Annotated in this window: 17 protein-coding genes; 4 read left to right on the top strand and 13 right to left on the bottom strand. The window is 60.7% G+C overall.

The window, feature by feature from the left end; translation table 11 throughout:
- Window positions 1–192 precede the first annotated feature (192 nt).
- The 8 genes from murB to AC1D2Q_RS13715 all read right to left on the bottom strand — a co-directional run bounded on the left by murB (window position 193) and on the right by AC1D2Q_RS13715 (window position 7,047).
- Window positions 193–1,212: a UDP-N-acetylmuramate dehydrogenase gene (gene murB / locus AC1D2Q_RS13750; RefSeq protein WP_477813514.1), complete on the bottom strand. Its 1,020-nt coding sequence runs from the start codon at window positions 1,210–1,212 to the stop codon at window positions 193–195.
- A complete protein-coding gene (locus tag AC1D2Q_RS13745; RefSeq protein WP_477813513.1) occupies window positions 1,209–1,673 on the bottom strand; it encodes a low molecular weight protein-tyrosine-phosphatase in 465 nt (154 codons plus the stop codon). Before AC1D2Q_RS13745 ends, murB begins: the two co-directional genes overlap by 4 nt.
- Window positions 1,673–2,437 (bottom strand): 3-deoxy-manno-octulosonate cytidylyltransferase, encoded by a 765-nt coding sequence (kdsB, locus tag AC1D2Q_RS13740; RefSeq protein ID WP_477813512.1) that lies wholly within the window; start codon window positions 2,435–2,437, stop codon window positions 1,673–1,675. Before kdsB ends, AC1D2Q_RS13745 begins: the two co-directional genes overlap by 1 nt.
- The gene (locus AC1D2Q_RS13735; protein WP_003179363.1) at window positions 2,434–2,619 is read right to left on the bottom strand and encodes a Trm112 family protein; all 186 of its coding nucleotides are present in this window, start codon (window positions 2,617–2,619) and stop codon (window positions 2,434–2,436) included. The genes kdsB and AC1D2Q_RS13735 overlap by 4 nt, the downstream gene beginning before the upstream one ends.
- 25 nt (window positions 2,620–2,644) lie before the next feature.
- Window positions 2,645–3,655 (bottom strand): tetraacyldisaccharide 4'-kinase, encoded by a 1,011-nt coding sequence (lpxK, locus tag AC1D2Q_RS13730; RefSeq protein ID WP_477813511.1) that lies wholly within the window; start codon window positions 3,653–3,655, stop codon window positions 2,645–2,647.
- Window positions 3,655–4,083: an ExbD/TolR family protein gene (locus AC1D2Q_RS13725; protein WP_018926235.1), complete on the bottom strand. Its 429-nt coding sequence runs from the start codon at window positions 4,081–4,083 to the stop codon at window positions 3,655–3,657. The genes lpxK and AC1D2Q_RS13725 overlap by 1 nt, the downstream gene beginning before the upstream one ends.
- Window positions 4,080–4,715: a MotA/TolQ/ExbB proton channel family protein gene (locus AC1D2Q_RS13720; RefSeq protein WP_162556235.1), complete on the bottom strand. Its 636-nt coding sequence runs from the start codon at window positions 4,713–4,715 to the stop codon at window positions 4,080–4,082. Before AC1D2Q_RS13720 ends, AC1D2Q_RS13725 begins: the two co-directional genes overlap by 4 nt.
- A gap of 97 nt (window positions 4,716–4,812) precedes the next feature.
- Window positions 4,813–7,047, bottom strand: coding sequence for a DNA internalization-related competence protein ComEC/Rec2 (locus tag AC1D2Q_RS13715; protein ID WP_477813510.1), 2,235 nt, complete (start codon window positions 7,045–7,047; stop codon window positions 4,813–4,815).
- Window positions 7,048–7,183: 136 nt separating this feature from the next.
- Between AC1D2Q_RS13715 and AC1D2Q_RS13710 the strand changes: the two genes are divergently transcribed.
- Window positions 7,184–7,705, top strand: coding sequence for a DUF2062 domain-containing protein (locus tag AC1D2Q_RS13710; protein ID WP_477813509.1), 522 nt, complete (start codon window positions 7,184–7,186; stop codon window positions 7,703–7,705).
- Window positions 7,706–7,776: 71 nt separating this feature from the next.
- Here the strand turns inward: AC1D2Q_RS13710 and AC1D2Q_RS13705 are convergent, their stop codons facing one another.
- The 4 genes from AC1D2Q_RS13705 to AC1D2Q_RS13690 form a co-directional block, all read right to left on the bottom strand.
- Complete coding sequence (locus tag AC1D2Q_RS13705; RefSeq protein ID WP_018926238.1) at window positions 7,777–8,556, bottom strand: ABC transporter permease; 780 nt, start codon at window positions 8,554–8,556, stop codon at window positions 7,777–7,779.
- Entirely contained in the window at window positions 8,553–9,485 is a 933-nt protein-coding gene (locus AC1D2Q_RS13700) for an ABC transporter ATP-binding protein (protein ID WP_477813508.1), read from the bottom strand. The genes AC1D2Q_RS13705 and AC1D2Q_RS13700 overlap by 4 nt, the downstream gene beginning before the upstream one ends.
- Before the next feature lie 133 nt (window positions 9,486–9,618).
- Window positions 9,619–10,242 carry a glutathione S-transferase family protein gene (locus tag AC1D2Q_RS13695; RefSeq protein ID WP_477813507.1) on the bottom strand — a complete coding sequence of 208 codons (624 nt, stop codon included), beginning with the start codon at window positions 10,240–10,242 and terminating at the stop codon, window positions 9,619–9,621.
- A 44-nt stretch (window positions 10,243–10,286) separates the two neighbouring features.
- Window positions 10,287–10,946 carry a transglutaminase-like domain-containing protein gene (locus AC1D2Q_RS13690; protein WP_477813506.1) on the bottom strand — a complete coding sequence of 220 codons (660 nt, stop codon included), beginning with the start codon at window positions 10,944–10,946 and terminating at the stop codon, window positions 10,287–10,289.
- Between the two features lie 237 nt (window positions 10,947–11,183).
- Here AC1D2Q_RS13690 and AC1D2Q_RS13685 point away from each other — a divergent pair, with 237 nt between their 5' ends.
- Together AC1D2Q_RS13685 and AC1D2Q_RS13680 are read left to right on the top strand one after the other, a co-directional pair.
- Window positions 11,184–13,640 (top strand): acyl-CoA dehydrogenase, encoded by a 2,457-nt coding sequence (locus AC1D2Q_RS13685; RefSeq protein ID WP_477813505.1) that lies wholly within the window; start codon window positions 11,184–11,186, stop codon window positions 13,638–13,640.
- A gap of 121 nt (window positions 13,641–13,761) precedes the next feature.
- Complete coding sequence (locus AC1D2Q_RS13680) at window positions 13,762–14,169, top strand: PA2817 family protein (protein WP_305409863.1); 408 nt, start codon at window positions 13,762–13,764, stop codon at window positions 14,167–14,169.
- Between the two features lie 64 nt (window positions 14,170–14,233).
- Here the strand turns inward: AC1D2Q_RS13680 and AC1D2Q_RS13675 are convergent, their stop codons facing one another.
- A complete protein-coding gene (locus AC1D2Q_RS13675; RefSeq protein WP_477813504.1) occupies window positions 14,234–15,232 on the bottom strand; it encodes a LysR family transcriptional regulator in 999 nt (332 codons plus the stop codon).
- 90 nt (window positions 15,233–15,322) lie between these two features.
- Between AC1D2Q_RS13675 and AC1D2Q_RS13670 the strand changes: the two genes are divergently transcribed.
- Window positions 15,323–15,949 carry an alanyl-tRNA editing protein gene (locus tag AC1D2Q_RS13670; protein WP_477813503.1) on the top strand — a complete coding sequence of 209 codons (627 nt, stop codon included), beginning with the start codon at window positions 15,323–15,325 and terminating at the stop codon, window positions 15,947–15,949.
- The last annotated feature ends 46 nt before the right edge of the window (window positions 15,950–15,995 follow it).

The following is a 15,995-nucleotide window of genomic DNA, read 5'->3' as shown; positions in this document are numbered from 1 at the left end:
GGGGTTCGCGGTTCACTACACGCAGATCGACTCAGGCTAATCGGCTCTCTTATGTAGACGCGACGTCTGCACCGGGCCTTTGATGGAGCAAATGCTTGCATCGTTAGCTGGCTAAGTTAACTGAGCATTAACAAAAAAGCCCTGCACATTTGAAAATGTGCAGGGCTTTTTGATCAGCCTGAAAGCGTAGCCTCAATATTGGTTGGGTTCCATTTCCAGGTCGACCTTGAAACGCTCTGCAATGTCTTTCTGAATGCGCTGCGCCAGATTCAGCAATTGCAGGCCCGTGGCGGCGCCGTAGTTGACCAGCACCAGCGCCTGTAATTTATGCACACCGGCATCGCCGTCGCGAAAGCCTTTCCAGCCGGCGCGTTCGATCAGCCAGCCCGCCGCCAGCTTCATTTGCCCATCGGGCTGCACATACGCCACCAGATCCGGGTATTCACCCTTGAGTTGTGCCACAAGTGCGGCTGGCACCAACGGATTCTTGAAGAAGCTGCCGGCATTGCCGAGTACGGCCGGGTCCGGGAGTTTTTCGCTGCGGATGCTGCAAATGGCCTTGCTGACATCGGTCGGCGTCGGGTGATCAATACCCTGCTCGGTCAGGCGCTGACGCACCGGGCCGTATTCCAGGTGCAGATGCGCGATGCGCGAGAGGGTGAAACGCACCCGCAGGATCAACCAGCGCCCAGGTTCCTGTTTGAACAGGCTGTCGCGGTAGGCAAAGTTGCACTCGGCCAGCGTGAACTCCCGCAGCTCGCCGGTCTGGCGATCAAGGGCCGTCAGGCCGGCGAATACGTCCTTTATCTCGACACCGTAAGCGCCGATGTTCTGCATCGGTGCCGCGCCGACGGTGCCGGGGATCAGGCTGAGGTTTTCCAGCCCCGACCACCCTTGCGCCAGGGTGTGTTGCACAAACGGATGCCACGGCTCGCCCGCCTCGGCTTCGATCACCACCTGGTTGCCGTCATCGCTCAACAGGCGAATCCCCCGTGTGGCCATGCGCAGCACCAGTGCCGGCACATCGGCGGTCAGCAGCAAATTGCTGCCGCCACCGATCACCAGCACCGGCACTTCGTGTGCCAGCGCGTAGGCCAGGGCTTCGCGCACGTCGGCATCGCTATGGGCTTCGGCAAACAGCCGCGCCTGAACGTCCACGCCAAAGCTGTTGTACGGTTTGAGCGAAACCCGGGGTTGAACCTGCAAACTCATAGCCGTCCCTTCAATTCGATCACCAGCAGATCGCTGGCGCGCTCGATCAAGTCCARTACCTGTTCGAAGCCTTGGTCGCCGTCGTAATAAGGATCCGGCACTTCATCGACTTCCGACTGGTAGCGACGCAGGAACAAATCCAGCTCGGCCTTGCCCTTGGCCGGTTGCATGGCCTTGAGGTGGCGCAGGTTGCTGTTGTCCATCGCCAGGATCAGGTCGTAGGAGGCGAAATCGGCGCGGGTCACTTGCTGAGCGCGCTGGGCGGACAGGTCATAACCGCGCAGTTTCGCCGCAGCCTGACTGCGCTTGTCCGGGGCCTTGCCGACGTGCCAGTCGCCGGTGCCGGCGGAAGCCACCTCGACTTGGTCGGCCAGCCCAGCCTCACGCAGCTTGTGCCGCAATACGCCCTCAGCCGTGGGGGAACGGCAGATGTTGCCCAGGCAGACGAACAGGACCCGCATCAGGCCTCCAGCAGGCGACGAACGCGCTCGAGATCTTCAACGGTGTCGACACCGGTGGGCGGTGCGATCAGCGCATCGGCGACGTGAATCCGCACGCCGTGCCAGAGGGCACGCAGCTGCTCCAGAGACTCGGTGTTTTCCAGCCAGCACGGGCCCCAGGTGACGAAGTCCTGAAGGAAACCGGCACGGTAAGCATAAATGCCGATGTGGCGGCGATACGGCACGCCTTCCGGCAATTGCTCGCGGCTTTTGGCAAACGCGTCCCGAGCCCACGGCAAGGTGGCACGGCTGAAGGTCAGCGCCAGGCCATTGAGGTCGCTGACCACTTTGACCACATTGGGGTTGAACAGGGTTTCGACGTCTTCGATCGGCTCGGCCAGGGTGGCCATGCGTGCTTCGGTGTGAGCGGCCAGGTTGGTGGCGACCTGATCGATCACGCTTGGCGGGATCAACGGCTCGTCGCCCTGAACATTGACCACGATCGCGTCCGGGGCCAGGCCCAGTTTCGCCGCAACTTCGGCCAGGCGGTCAGTGCCGGAGTTGTGATCTTCGCGAGTCAGCACCACTTCGGCGCCAAAGCCCTTGCAGACCTCGACGATGCGCGCATCGTCGGTGGCAACCACCACACGCTGGGCGCTGCTTTTGCTCGCCTGTTCCCAGACATGCTGGATCATCGGCTTGCCGGCGATCAGCAGCAGCGGCTTGCCCGGCAAGCGGGTGGAGGCGTAACGCGATGGAATGACAACGGTAAAGGCTGTAGTCATTTATCCAGACGCTCATCGGTGGTCAGGGTGCGCGCTTCACTTTCGAGCATCACCGGGATGCCGTCGCGAATCGGGTACGCGAGGCCGGCGCCCTTGCTGATCAGCTCGGTTTTATCGGCGCTGAGCTTGAGCGGGCCTTTGCAGACCGGGCAAGCGAGGATGTCGAGCAATTTGGTGTCCATGTACATTCCCTGGATAGAAACGGAGTTAAGGCAAAAGACGAGCCGGCAACAGGCGCATCAGCTGCGTATCGAACCAGGCCACGAAGGCCGGCGATGGCGCAGCATCGACCGCCAGGTACCACCAATCGGCGGCGGCGAAGGCACGGCACTTCACCGCGTCCTTTTCTGTCATCACCACTGGCAATGACGGTGTGAAATTCAAGGCCTGCACGCTGTACTCGGCGTGGTCGGCAAATGCATGGGGCACTGGCCGCCAGTGTAGCGTTTCGAGGGTCGTGAAGAAACGCCGGGGATTGCCGATCCCGGCCACGGCATGCAAAGCCTGGCCAGCGGGAAAGTGGTCCAGAGGCCGCCGTTCGCCGCTGTGCAGGTTGACCAGCTCGGTGGGTTGCAACTGGAAGGCAAAACCGTCTTCGCGATCATTGGCAGCGCCGTTGTACAGCACCGCATCGACGCTTTGCAGGCGCTCGACCGGTTCGCGCAATGGTCCGGCGGGCAGACAACGGCGGTTGCCCAAGCCGCGAGCGGCGTCGATCAGCACCAGTTCCAGGTCACGAGCCAGCCGGTAATGCTGCATACCGTCGTCGGAGAGGATCAGGTCCAGCGGCTCACTCGCCAGCAAGGCTTTGACCGCACGGCTGCGGTCCGGGTCGATCATCAGCGGCACGCCGGTGCGCTGGACGATCAACAGCGGCTCATCGCCCGCCACGTCCGCGCCTTGATCCGCCGCGACCCGCCACGGCAATTGCGGCGGTTTGGCGCCGTAACCACGGCTGACCACACCGACCCGCAAACCGCTGCGCTGGCAGTGCCGGATCATCCACAGAATCAGTGGCGTCTTGCCGGTGCCGCCCACCGTGATATTGCCGACCACGATCAGCGGCACCGGCGACTGATAGATCTCGCCCTCGCCCGCCAAAAAGCGCTCGCGCTTGCCAGTGACCACGCGTCGATACAGCCATTCAAGAGGCTGCAACAGCTTCAACGCCGGATGACCTTCGTACCACGCGGCGAGCAATCGATCGGACATGGCCATCAGGACGCTGGCGCCGCCTCGACAGTGGTCATGCGCAAATGGCTGAAACCGAGCTTGCCGGCAGCGTCCATGGCAGTAATGACGGACTGATGAGGCGTCTTGCCATCGGCGCTGATGGACAGCGGCAGATTGGTGTCGCCATTGGATTCTTTCTGCAGCGCTTCCATCAGGCTGGTCAGGTCGTTCTTCGGCAACAACTGGTTGTTGACCGAATATGCCCCGTCGGCGCTGATGGCGATGTCCAGTTGCTTGAGCTGCTGGTCTTCGGCCGGGGAGCCACTGACCGCTTCCGGCAGGTCGACGCGCAACTGGGTTTCACGGGTGAACGTGGTGGTCACGACGAAAAACAACAGCAGGATAAACACCACGTCGATCAACGACGCGAGGTTGATGTCTACCGTTTCCCGCGGTTTACGACGGAATTTCACGCTTTACCCTCGGCCAGGTCCACGTCGCGATCACCCTGTACAACCTCGACCAGTTTGATCGCCTCTTGCTCCATGCCCACCACCAGCTCATCGATCCGACGTTGCAGGAAGCGGTGGAAGAACACGGCCGGAATGCCGACCATCAGGCCTGCGGCGGTGGTGATCAGTGCCTTGGAAATACCCCCGGCCAGCACCGCTGCGTTGGTGCCCATGCCCGTGCCCATGAACGCACTGAAAATATCGATCATGCCCAGCACCGTACCCAGCAGCCCCAGCAACGGAGCCATGGCGGCGATGGTGCCCAGGGCGTTGATGTAACGTTCGAGCTCATGAATCACCCGCGCGGCGGCCTCTTCGATGCACTCTTTCATGATCTCGCGACCATGCTTGGAGTTCGCCAGACCGGCAGCCAGGATCTCGCCCAGCGGAGAGTTGGCGCGCAATTCCTTGAGTTTTTCTTTATTGAGTTGCTTGTCCTTGATCCAGACCCAGACCTGCCCGAGCAAGTGCTCCGGGGTCACGCGGCTGGCGCGCAGGGTCCAGAGACGCTCGGCGACGATCGCCATGGCCGCGATGGAACTCAGAATGATCGGCAGCATCATCCAGCCGCCGGATTTGACCAATTCCCACACAGTGACAGTCCCCTCGAAAAAGTGCGCCACTCTAACATAGGGGGTGGGCGCACCGAAGACCGCGATGTCGCATCCGGTCGGGCTTTAGTGATGCGGGTTACTGGCGCAATGCTGGCGGATCGCGCCAGAAACGCCGTTCCTGAAGCATCGTCCAAGGTGGTTTGAAGCGCCCCAGTTGTAGACGAATGGCACCCTGCTCGGCGCTGTCGTAGATCGCCATGCCACGCTTTTGATAGCGCGCCACGACTGTGGGATGGGGATGGCCGAAAGAATTACCGTTGCCACGGGAAATCAGCACCGCTTTGGGCTGCAGAGCGCTGAGCAACGCCATCGAAGATGAACTGCGACTGCCGTGGTGCGGGGCCTGCAACCAGTCCGTCGGCACCACCAATGGACCGTCGAGCAGCACCCGCTCGGCCGCGGTATCGATATCGCCGGTCAGCAGCAACCGCTCGCCGTTGGCTTCGATCTGCAGCACGCAGGATTTCTGATTGCTGTCGCTGGCCGATGACCACTGCCAGAGCTGGAACCGCACGCCGTCCCAAGCCCACTGTTGACCGCTCTCGCAGCCCTCGGCGTGCAACTCGTCTGCGAGGGCCATTGGATCGCCGCTCAGCACCCGCGTCACCGGCAATCCCCTGGCAATTGTTCGCGCCCCACCAGCATGGTCGGCGTCGGCGTGGCTGATCAGCATCAGATCAAGTCCATTCACCCCCAGTTTGCGCAATGTTGGCAACACCACCCGCTCACCCAGGTCGATATCGCCGAACCGTGGCCCGGCGTCATACAGCAGCGTGTGATGGCGGGTGCGCACCAGAATGGCCAACCCCTGGCCGACATCCAGTTGCCAGATTTCGGCGACGCCTTCAGGCAGCGAGTGCCGGGGCGCAAAAACCAGCAACAGCAACATCGGCCAGCCCAACGGGCGCAACGGCACGCCCGGTGGCAGTAACAGCAGAAATGCGCCCAACGTGCCGAATGCCCAAACCCACAACGGAACCGCCACCGGCACCCACGCGGGCAATTGCCCGGCCATCAACGCCAGCCCCTTGAACAAAAGGTCGATCAGACCGCCAGCCAACCACAGCAGCCCCTCGCCCACATAAGGAACGGGCAACAACAGCGTTCCGAGCAAGGCCGGCGGCAAGACCAGCAGACTGATCCAGGGCACCGCCAGAAGATTGGCCAGCGGCCCGCTGAGACTGATCGGCAACCCCAGCACCAACAGCAGCGGGCACAGACCGATCGCGATCAGCCATTGGGCACGGGTCCAGGTTTGCCACCAACGCCACGGGCCCAATCGCCCGCCAAAGGTGAAAATCAGCACCGCTACTGCCGCAAAGGACAACCAGAAACCCGGTTGCAGGCTCGCCAGCGGATCCAGCAGCAAAACACCGTCAAGCGCCAGCAACAGCGGCCACCAGGCGCCGAGATGACGAAACCGTAGCCGCCACAACAACAGCAGACCAATCATCAGGCAGGCCCGACGCACCGGCACCTCGAAACCGGCCAGCAGCCCATAACCGAGCGCTGCCGCGAACGCCAGCCCACATGCCCATGGCAGCCACGGCAAGCGCCTGGGCCATAAGCCATAGCGCGCCAGCCCGGCGATCAGCAGATACACCAGCCCCGCCAGCAAACCAATGTGCTGCCCGGAAATCACCAACAGATGCACGGTGCCGGTGTCTTGCAGCACCTGCCAGTCTTCACGGCTCAGCCCGGCGCCGTCCCCCAGCACCAACGCCGTCAGCGCCCCCGTTCGCCCCTGCGCATCCACGGCCTGCAAACGCTGACGAATGCCGTCGCGCCAGGCCCACTGTGCTTCCCCCAGTCGCTGACCGTCCTTGACGGTCCCGGTGGCGCCAATACGTTGGGCCAGCAACCAGGCGTCGTAATCAAAACCATGGGGGTTGAGCAACCCGGCAGGACGCTTCAATTTGACTGCCAGCCGCCACCGCTCGCCACTGTTGACGGGCGGCCCGCCATACCAGGCCAGACGCAGGTGCCGAGGCAGTTGGGTGCGACGCGACTGACTGTCGGTCAGTTCGAAACGCACCACACCCTCGGCCTGTTGCGGCAAGCCGGTAACCCGACCTTCGACCCAGCGAGTCTCGCCATCGAGCTTCAGCGCCAGACGATCATCCAGCGCCCACTGCGCATTCGCACACGCCCAACTGAAGCCGAACAACCAAAATGCCAGTGGAAAGGTTCGAAACGGCAGCAACATCAAACCCACTACCGGCAACAACAGCCACAACCCTGCCGGCGGCAGTGCCGGCAAAAAACGCAGGGCCAGCAGACCCAACGCCAGCGCCATCATCCCTGTGCGCATAAGCCCGTCCTTGAGAGTCCCCTCCCTAGGCTTAGCCGTCGCGCCGCACAGGCGTCGTTAACAATTGTCACAAAGTCTGAATGGGCGGTTCGTAGAATCCAGACATACTTGCCGCCTTAACCGACCGAGAAGCCTTATGCCCCGGCGCTTATTCAAACGTTACATGCCAGACCCGACCAGCATCAGGGAACACAAATCCTTACGCTTTCTTGGCACCCTGTTGCATGACCCGAACCTCTGGCACCTCAATCGTCACTCCGTCGCGCGGGCCATGGCCGTCGGCCTGTTCGCGGCGTTCCTGCCCATCCCGTTGCAAATGCTGTTGGCTGCCATCCTCGCCATCGTAGTGCGCGGCAACATGCCGATAGCGGTCAGCCTGGTCTGGCTGACCAACCCGATCACCATGCCGGCGGTGTTCTTCTGCACCTACCAGACCGGCGCCTGGCTGATGGACGTCCCTGCCAGGAGCTTGCCGGACGAGTTGACCTGGGCATGGATCAGCGGCGAGCTCTCGACTTTGTGGCAACCGTTTTTACTGGGCTCGGTGGTAACAGGGCTGGTGCTTGGGGTGTTGGCTTATTGTCTGGTGATGATGTATTGGCGCTGGTGGGTGAGTCGGCAGTGGGCACGGCGTAAGCGCAGCCGGATGCAGGAATGAAAAACGGCCTCCACTTGGGAGGCCGTTTCTTTTTGCGGTGCTTGCCCGCGAAGGCCGCGACACGGTCTTGATCAGGTACGCATCCCGCGCCCACTCACCAGCAGCCGCGCACAACCGATGTACAGCACAACAGTCGCTACCAGCATGAAAGCGATCGCCACGCTGATCTTGATGTCCGACACGCCGAGGATGCCGTAACGGAAGGCGTTGACCATGTGCAGCACCGGGTTGGCCAGCGATACGGTCTGCCAGAACGGTGGCAACAGGCTGATCGAGTAGAACACCCCGCCCAGGTACGTCAGCGGTGTCAGCACGAAGGTCGGGATGATCGAGATGTCATCGAAATTGCGCGCAAATACCGCGTTGATGAAGCCCAGCAGCGAGAAGATCGTCGCCGTCAGCAGCACCACCAGAACGGTTACGCCCAGGTGATGCACCTGTAGCGTGGTGAAAAACAGCGACAGCAGCGTCACGATGAGCCCGACCATCAACCCGCGCAGCACGCCGCCCAGGGTGTAGCCAATCAGAATGGTATGCGGCGACACCGGCGACACCATCAATTCCTCGATGGAGCGCTGGAACTTGCTGCCAAAGAAACTCGACACCACGTTGCCGTAGGAGTTGGTGATCACCGACATCATGATCAGCCCCGGCACGATGTACTCCATGTACGTGAAGCCACCCATGCCGCCGATCTGCCGACCGATCAGATTGCCGAAGATCACAAAGTACAGAACCATGGTGATGGCCGGCGGCAGCAGAGTCTGCGGCCAGATCCGGGTGAAGCGCTTGACCTCACGGTAAACGATGGTATTGAGGGCGACGAGGTTGGGTTGCAGCTCGGAACTCATACCGCCACCTTCGACAGATTTTTCTCCACCAGGGACACGAACAACTCCTCGAGGCGATTGGTTTTGTTACGCAGGCTCAACACTTCGATGTTCTGCTGCGCCAATTGGGTGAACAGCGCGGTAATGCCCATGGCCTTGTCGACCTGGACTTCCAGGGTATGACTGTCGATCAGTTTGGCCGGGTAGCCGAGCAACTGCGGCGCCACTTGCAAGGTGTTCTTCAGGTCCAGCAGGAACGTCTCGACATGCAGTTGGCTGAGCAACTGCTTCATGCTGGTGTTCTCGACAATGGTGCCGTGGTCGATGATGCCGATGTTGCGGCACAACTGCTCAGCCTCTTCCAGGTAGTGGGTGGTGAGGATGATGGTGATGCCTTTCTTGTTCAGTTCAGTGAGGAAGGTCCACATCGAGCGACGCAATTCGATGTCCACCCCCGCCGTCGGTTCGTCGAGGATCAGCAGGCGTGGCTCGTGGACCAGCGCCCGGGCGATCATCAGTCGGCGCTTCATGCCGCCAGATAAGGAGCGTGACGGCACATCGCGCTTGTCCCACAAACCCAGTTGGGTCAGGTACTGCTCGGCGCGTTCCTTGGCGATTTTCGCCGGAATGCCGTAGTAACCGGCCTGGGTCACGACGATGTCGAAGGTCTTTTCGAACTGGTTGAAGTTGAATTCCTGGGGTACCACACCAATGCAGCGCTTGAGCGCCGCAGGATTTTTGTCCAGGTCGTGACCGAAGATATTCACCGTGCCGCTGGTCTTGTTCACCAGGGTCGAGAGAATGCCGATGGTCGTGGATTTGCCGGCGCCGTTAGGGCCGAGCAAGGCGAAAAAGTCACCTTCGGCGACGTCCAGATCGATACCACTCAAGGCCTGGAAACCGTTGCCGTAGGTTTTGGTTAGCTGCCGGATGGACAGAGCGGAACTCATATCGGATTTACGCACCAAGAAGGGAAGAAAGGAATAAATAAGGGCGGGCGGCGAGCAATGCAACCACGGCGCACGAGCGCAATGGTGCGTGTCGCCGCCACACAAGTACAGTCACGCGTGTCGATAGTGAGTATTAAGTCAACGCGGTCATGACGGCTTTGCGATAGGCCGGACGCTGTTTCAACCGTGCGTACCAGGCTTCTAGATGTGGCAGCGGCGCGCGCTCGATCGGCATCTCGAACCAGGCATAAATGAAGCTGCCCAAGGGAATGTCGCCCATGCCGATCTCATCGCCCGACAGGTAGGGTTTAGCCGCCAGCGCTTGATCGGCCATCGCCAGCAGATCGTCGCACTCCTTGATCGCAGCCTTGATGGCCGGCCAGTCCTGCTGCTCTGGCGGGGTGCGCAACACGCCCCAGAACACCGTGCGAAACGGCGCGGCAAAACTTGAGGTGGTCCAGTCCATCCACTTTTCGGCCGAGGCACGGGCTTGCAGGTCCGTCGGATACCAGGCAGTGCCGCTGGCATGGCGAGCCATCAGGTAACGCACGATGGCGTTGGATTCCCACAGCACGAAGCCGTCGTCTTCGATCACCGGCACGCGACCGTTGGGATTCATCGCCCGGTACTCAGGCGTGTCGACCACGCCAAAGGCACCGCCGGCATCGATGGCTTCATAGGCCAGGCCCAGCTCTTCGGCGGCCCACAACGGTTTTCTGACATTCGACGAATTTTTCCGACCCCAGATCTTCAGCATGACCGCCTCCTTGTTGGATAAATGCGCAGGCAGCATACGCCGGATCAGGCGCGACTCAAATCGCTCTGCATGTCACCCAGTTGCAGCGGCAGCCACTCGCCGAACAAATGCGGATAGCATTTTTCCAGGTGCTCGAAAAAGAACGCTTCAGGCACATCGGTGAACTGGCCGTGATCAACCAGGTACTCCATCAACTGCTCGCCGTCACGGTTGAAGGGATGGAACACGCTGTCGTTGATCCCGTCGAATTCCAGCGGCGCGACATTGAACAGTTCGCAGAGTTGTTGATTGAAGGCCGGCGTGGCTTTGACCCAACGCTCGTTCAAATAAAGCTCGGTGTAGCCGTGCATGGCGAACACATCGCTCTTGAGCAGTTCGAGCAGGCGCGGCGTCGACAGGTGATTGCGCACATCCGCCAGACCGATACGCGCCGGGATCCCGCAATGCCGAGCGCAACCTGCCAGCAGCGTGGCTTTGGGCACGCAATAACTCTCCCCGGCCGCCAGCGCATAGCTGCCGCGCAAGGTCTGCGGATCACGGCTGAAGGTGTAGGGGTTATAGCGCACGGCCTCGCGCACGGCGTAATAGAGATTGATCGCCTGCTCCTGCGGATCGCGCCCGGCGCCACGATGTTTTTCGGCGAACGCCACCACCGAGGGATGGTCACTGTCGATGAAGCGGCCGGGGCTCAGATACGCGTGCATGGGAGCTATCTCCTGGAGGAAGCCACGAGTCTAGCGACACCTTCAGCACAGAGATAACGACGTTTCGGCCAAATATCAGCGCTTGCCCGCCCAGTTGACGAGCCCTCCATCGAAATAACTGACGAAGTCCGGCCGTTTCTTCCTACAAGCTCAACCCGATCGCTCCGACCCCCCACTTTTATGGATGCCGTCTAAGCTCTGAGAGTGGTTTTGCCCCTGGCTTCAGGAGAATTAATTATGTTGCTGTTGTGGATACTGGTTCTGGTGGTCGGGATTGCCTGGCTGGCACATCGCCGCACCGCGCCTCTGCCCGCGTTGGGCATCATCGCTGTTTATCTGCTGGCGATGGGCATCTTCAGACATGCGAGCCATGCACCCGTCTGGCTGCTGCTGATTTTCTGGGTCTTGCTCGCGGCCGTGGCCGCCCCGCTGTTGCTGCCGGACCTGCGCCGAAAACTGTTCACGGCGCCCATATTCAACTGGTTTCAAAAAAACCTGCCGCCGATGTCGCAAACCGAGCGTGAAGCCATTGAAGCCGGCACTGTCTGGTGGGATGGCGAGCTGTTCAGCGGTCGTCCGGACTGGAACAAGCTGCTGGCCTATCCAAAAGCGCAGTTGAGCGAAGAGGAACAGGCGTTCATCGATGGCCCGACCGAAGAGCTCTGCGCGATGGTCACCGATTGGCAGATCAGCCAGTTGATGGACCTGCCGCCCCAAGCCTGGGATCACATCAAGCAGCATGGCTTTTTTGCCCTGATCATCCCCAAGGAATACGGCGGTAAAGGTTTCTCGGCTTATGCCCATTCCCAGATCGCGATGAAACTGGGAACCCGCAGTGGCGACCTCGCTTCCACCGTCATGGTGCCCAACTCCCTCGGCCCGGCGGAACTGCTGCTGCATTACGGCACCGACGAACAACGCAATCATTACCTGCCACGGCTGGCCCGCGGCGACGATATCCCCTGCTTTGCCCTGACAGGCCCAATGGCGGGTTCCAACGTCGGGGGCATGACCGACACCGGGGTGATTTGCAAAGGTGAATGGGAAGGCCAGGAAACCCTCGGCCTGCGCCTGAACTGGGAAAAACGCTACATCACCCTCGGTCCGGTGGCGACCTTGATCGGCCTGGCCTTCAAGGCCTATGACCCGGATCATCTACTGGGTGACAAAGTCGACCTGGGGATCAGTCTCGCATTGATTCCAACCCAGACCCCCGGTGTGGAAATCGGCCGCCGTCACTTGCCGCTGGGCGCCGCCTTCATGAACGGCCCGAACGCAGGCAAGGATGTGTTCGTACCGCTGGAATTCATCATCGGCGGTCAGGCGATGCTCGGCGAAGGCTGGATGATGCTGATGAACTGCCTGTCGGTCGGGCGTTCCATTTCACTGCCTGCCATCGGTACCGCCGCGGGCAAGTTCAGCAGCCTGGTGACGGGCCAATATGCGCAGGTACGCGAGCAATTCAACGCACCGCTGTCAGCCTTCGAAGGGATTCAGGAAGCGCTGGCGCGGATCGGCGGCAGTACCTGGCTGATGGACAGCGCGCGGATGCTCACCGCCAACGCAGTCGACCTCGGCGAAAAACCGTCGGTGCCCTCGGCCATCATCAAATACCACCTCTCCGAACGCGGTCGCGAGTGCATCAGTCACGCCATGGATGTTCACGGCGGCAAGGCCATCATCATGGGCCCGAACAACTATCTCGCACGTAGCTGGCAAGGTGCGCCCATTTCCGTCACGGTCGAAGGTGCGAACATCCTGACACGCAACCTGATGATCTTCGGCCAGGGCGCCATTCGCTGCCATCCGTTCGTGCTCAAGGAAATGGCCCTTGTCCACCGCGAAGACAAACAACAGGCGTTGATCGAATTCGACGACCTGCTGCTCAAACACATTGGTTTTGCCGTGAGCAACGCCGCCAGCACCCTGGTGTTGAACCTTGGCTTCGGGCATTTCGAACACAGGCCCGGGGACAAGCTCAGCCAAGGCTACGTGCGCGCTCTCAACCGCCAGGCCGCGGCTTTTGCCATGCTTGCAGACCAGTGCATGATGCTGCTGGGCGGCGAACTGAAACGCCGCGAACGCTTGTCCGCACGTCTGGGCGATGTGCTCAGCTACCTGTATCTGGCCTCCGCGGCGCTCAAGCGATATCACGATCTCGATTCGCCGGAGCATATGCGTCCGTTGTTCGCCTGGGCCATGGAAGAAAGCCTCGGCCAGTCCGAACGTGCGCTGGACGAACTGCTGACCAACTTCCCGAACAAGGTACTCGGCTGCCTGCTGCGGGTACTGGTGTTCCCGTTCGGTCGCCGACACAGAGGCCCGTCGGACAGGCTGGCGGCCAAAGTCGCCGCAGTCCTCGGCCGCGCCAAGGGCGATCCGACCCTTGAGGAGTTATTGGCGGGCTGTTATCGCCCGCAATCGACAGAGGATCCGGTCGGCGCCCTGCAGCACGCCTGCGACTTGCTGAACGCCGCCAAACCGCTACAGAAAAAACTCAACACGGCGCTGCGAAGTCGCCAGGTCAAACCCACTGTCGGGGAGTCGGTCATCGATGCCGCACTGGAGGCTGGAGTCTTGCAACCGGCTGAAGCCGAGGCCTTGCGCGAGGTGGAAGTGGCGCAACGCAGGGTGATCGACGTCGATGATTTCGACAAACAGGTGCTGGTGCTGGGCAAGGGCAAGGTCCGCTGATCCAGAGGAGCATGTGTCTCCACCAACGTGGGGCTCTTTACCATGTGGCTCTTTACTCTGTGAAAAAGGGGCGCAGGAGCTTTATACTCTCGCGCCCGTTTTGCTCTTGAGGACTTATCTCGTGTCCAATGTCGTTGCCGATCATCTCGTCTTGCTCGACCACCTGCGCAGCATCCTGGTCGCCGTAGGTGAGGCCGAACAGGTTCCCGAAGAAAGCCATGCCTTGTTCCTGGAGCGCTTCGACGAACTGCTGGCATCCCTGCCGATCGAACCGATCGAAAGCCAATACCTGGGCCAGGACATCCTGACTCAAGTGATTTCCCGCTATCCGCAAATTGCCCACCTGATCCCGCGGGATCTGCTGTGGTTCTTCGCCGGCGACTGCCTGCACTACTTGTCCGATGAAGAGATCGACATGTATCAGGCGCTGGAAGAGCGTCGCTACGAAGCCGAACAGAACGATGAGCCGTTCGACTGGAATCAGGAAAAGCAGCTGTTGGCGATGTCGAACCAGGACAGCAAGCACTGATCTCCAATCAGTAACGCAAAAGGCCCGCATGGTTAATCATGCGGGCCTTTTTTTGGCCGGGAAGTCAAAGCAACCCATCACTCTCCGGCAACTCATACGCTGCGACGCCCTTGCCCATCGCGCTTGGCTTGCCCGGCTTGCTCAAGGTCGGCTCCTTCTCCAGGCATTCCACCAGATAGTCGATGAATACCCGTAACTTGGGCGGCAGATAGCGGGTGGGCGAATGCAGCAGCCAGGCGCCTCCGTGGTAGGACGCCAGAAAGGTCCAGTCCGGTAATACCTGCACAATCAGCCCCTGTTCCAGCGCATAACGGGCGGTGAAGTACGGCAGGCTACCGATCCCGATGTGTTGCAATACCGCGCCCAATCGCACGCCCGTGTGATTGGCGGCGTAACGCCCGCGCACGCCGACGGTCACGGCTTTACTGCCTTTCTTGAACTTCCAGCGCGCATCGCTCGGGGTTTCGCCCAGATAAATGCAGCTGTGATTGAGCAAGTCGTGGGGATGAGTCGGTGTGCCGTGCTCGGCCAGGTACTGCGGCGTGGCGCAGAGCAAATGGTCGATAGTCAGCAATTGGCGCCCCACCAGCCCCGCAGGGGGCCGATCGGTAATACGGATGGCCAGGTCGACGTTGTCATCGATCAAATCCACCTGGCGGTCCTCGAGCAACAACTCCACATCCACTTTGGGATAACGCCGCAGAAACTCCGGCATATGCGGATGAATCACAAATCGCCCGACGGCCTTGGGCACGCTGACGCGCACCAGCCCTTCCGCTTCCTGGGTGAACTGACCGCTGATTTCCATCACCGACTTCGCCGCGCTGACCATCTCCCGGCAGCGCTTGAACACCTCTTCGCCTCCGTCGCTCAGGCGTAGCTTGCGCGTGGTTCGTTGCAACAAACGCGTGGCAAGCGCCTTCTCCAGCCGCGAAATGCTGCGACTCACCGCCGAGGGTGAAGACCCCAACTGACGCGCCGCTTCGGAGAAACTGCCGGTTTCGACAACCTTGACGAAAATCGCCATTTCACCGAGCAGCGGCAGGGGAAGATTTATGCTCACAGCACAACAGTCCTTTGATGGTTGAACGGATTATCACGCAATTCCACGGTTCATATAATAAAAATAGAAACTTTAATAAGGGCATGGAATATGACGCTTCGCCTCTTTTTCCATAGTGATGACCTCAGGGCCAATGTGGAAGTCCTGGATTGCACGCCCTATGAGAACGAGTTCGCCGTGGTGCTGCGCGCCACTCTGTTTCACCCTCAGGGCGGCGGGCAACCCTGTGACACCGGCTGGATCGGCGAAAGCCAGGTGCTGCGCGTGGTGCAGGAAACGGCGCGGATCATCCATTTCGTCGACCACCCGGTAAAACTCGGCATGATCCAGATTCGGGTCGACGAGCAACGCCGCCAGTTCAATACGCGCATGCATTCGGCGGGGCACCTGATCGGTCACTTCGTACAGGCCCTGGGCTGGATGCCAATCAAGGCTCATCACTGGCCGGATGAAGGACGTGTGCAATTCAAACCGGGCGATGGCGCGCAGGAGGTTGATGCCCAGACGATTCAGCACGGCATCAAGCAATGGATCGCCCATGATCTGCCGCGCTTGACGTCGTTGCGCGAAGGCGCCCGTGAAATCGGTTTCGGTGAGCTGCCCGCCTACGGCTGCGGCGGCACCCATGTACGTAGCCTGAAGGATTTGGGCAAGGTCACGATCGCTTCCCTTTCGCAGAAAAAGGGAACGCTGTCAGTCCACTACCACGTGGATTGAGCTTTTGGGCGATGTCGACCCCGTCATCGCCTGACGCCGGAGGAGC

It is taken from the genome of Pseudomonas sp. P1_A1, assembly GCF_056406935.1.
Note: the sequence above shows the minus strand (reverse complement) of the source record. Positions and strands in the feature narration are given on the sequence as shown.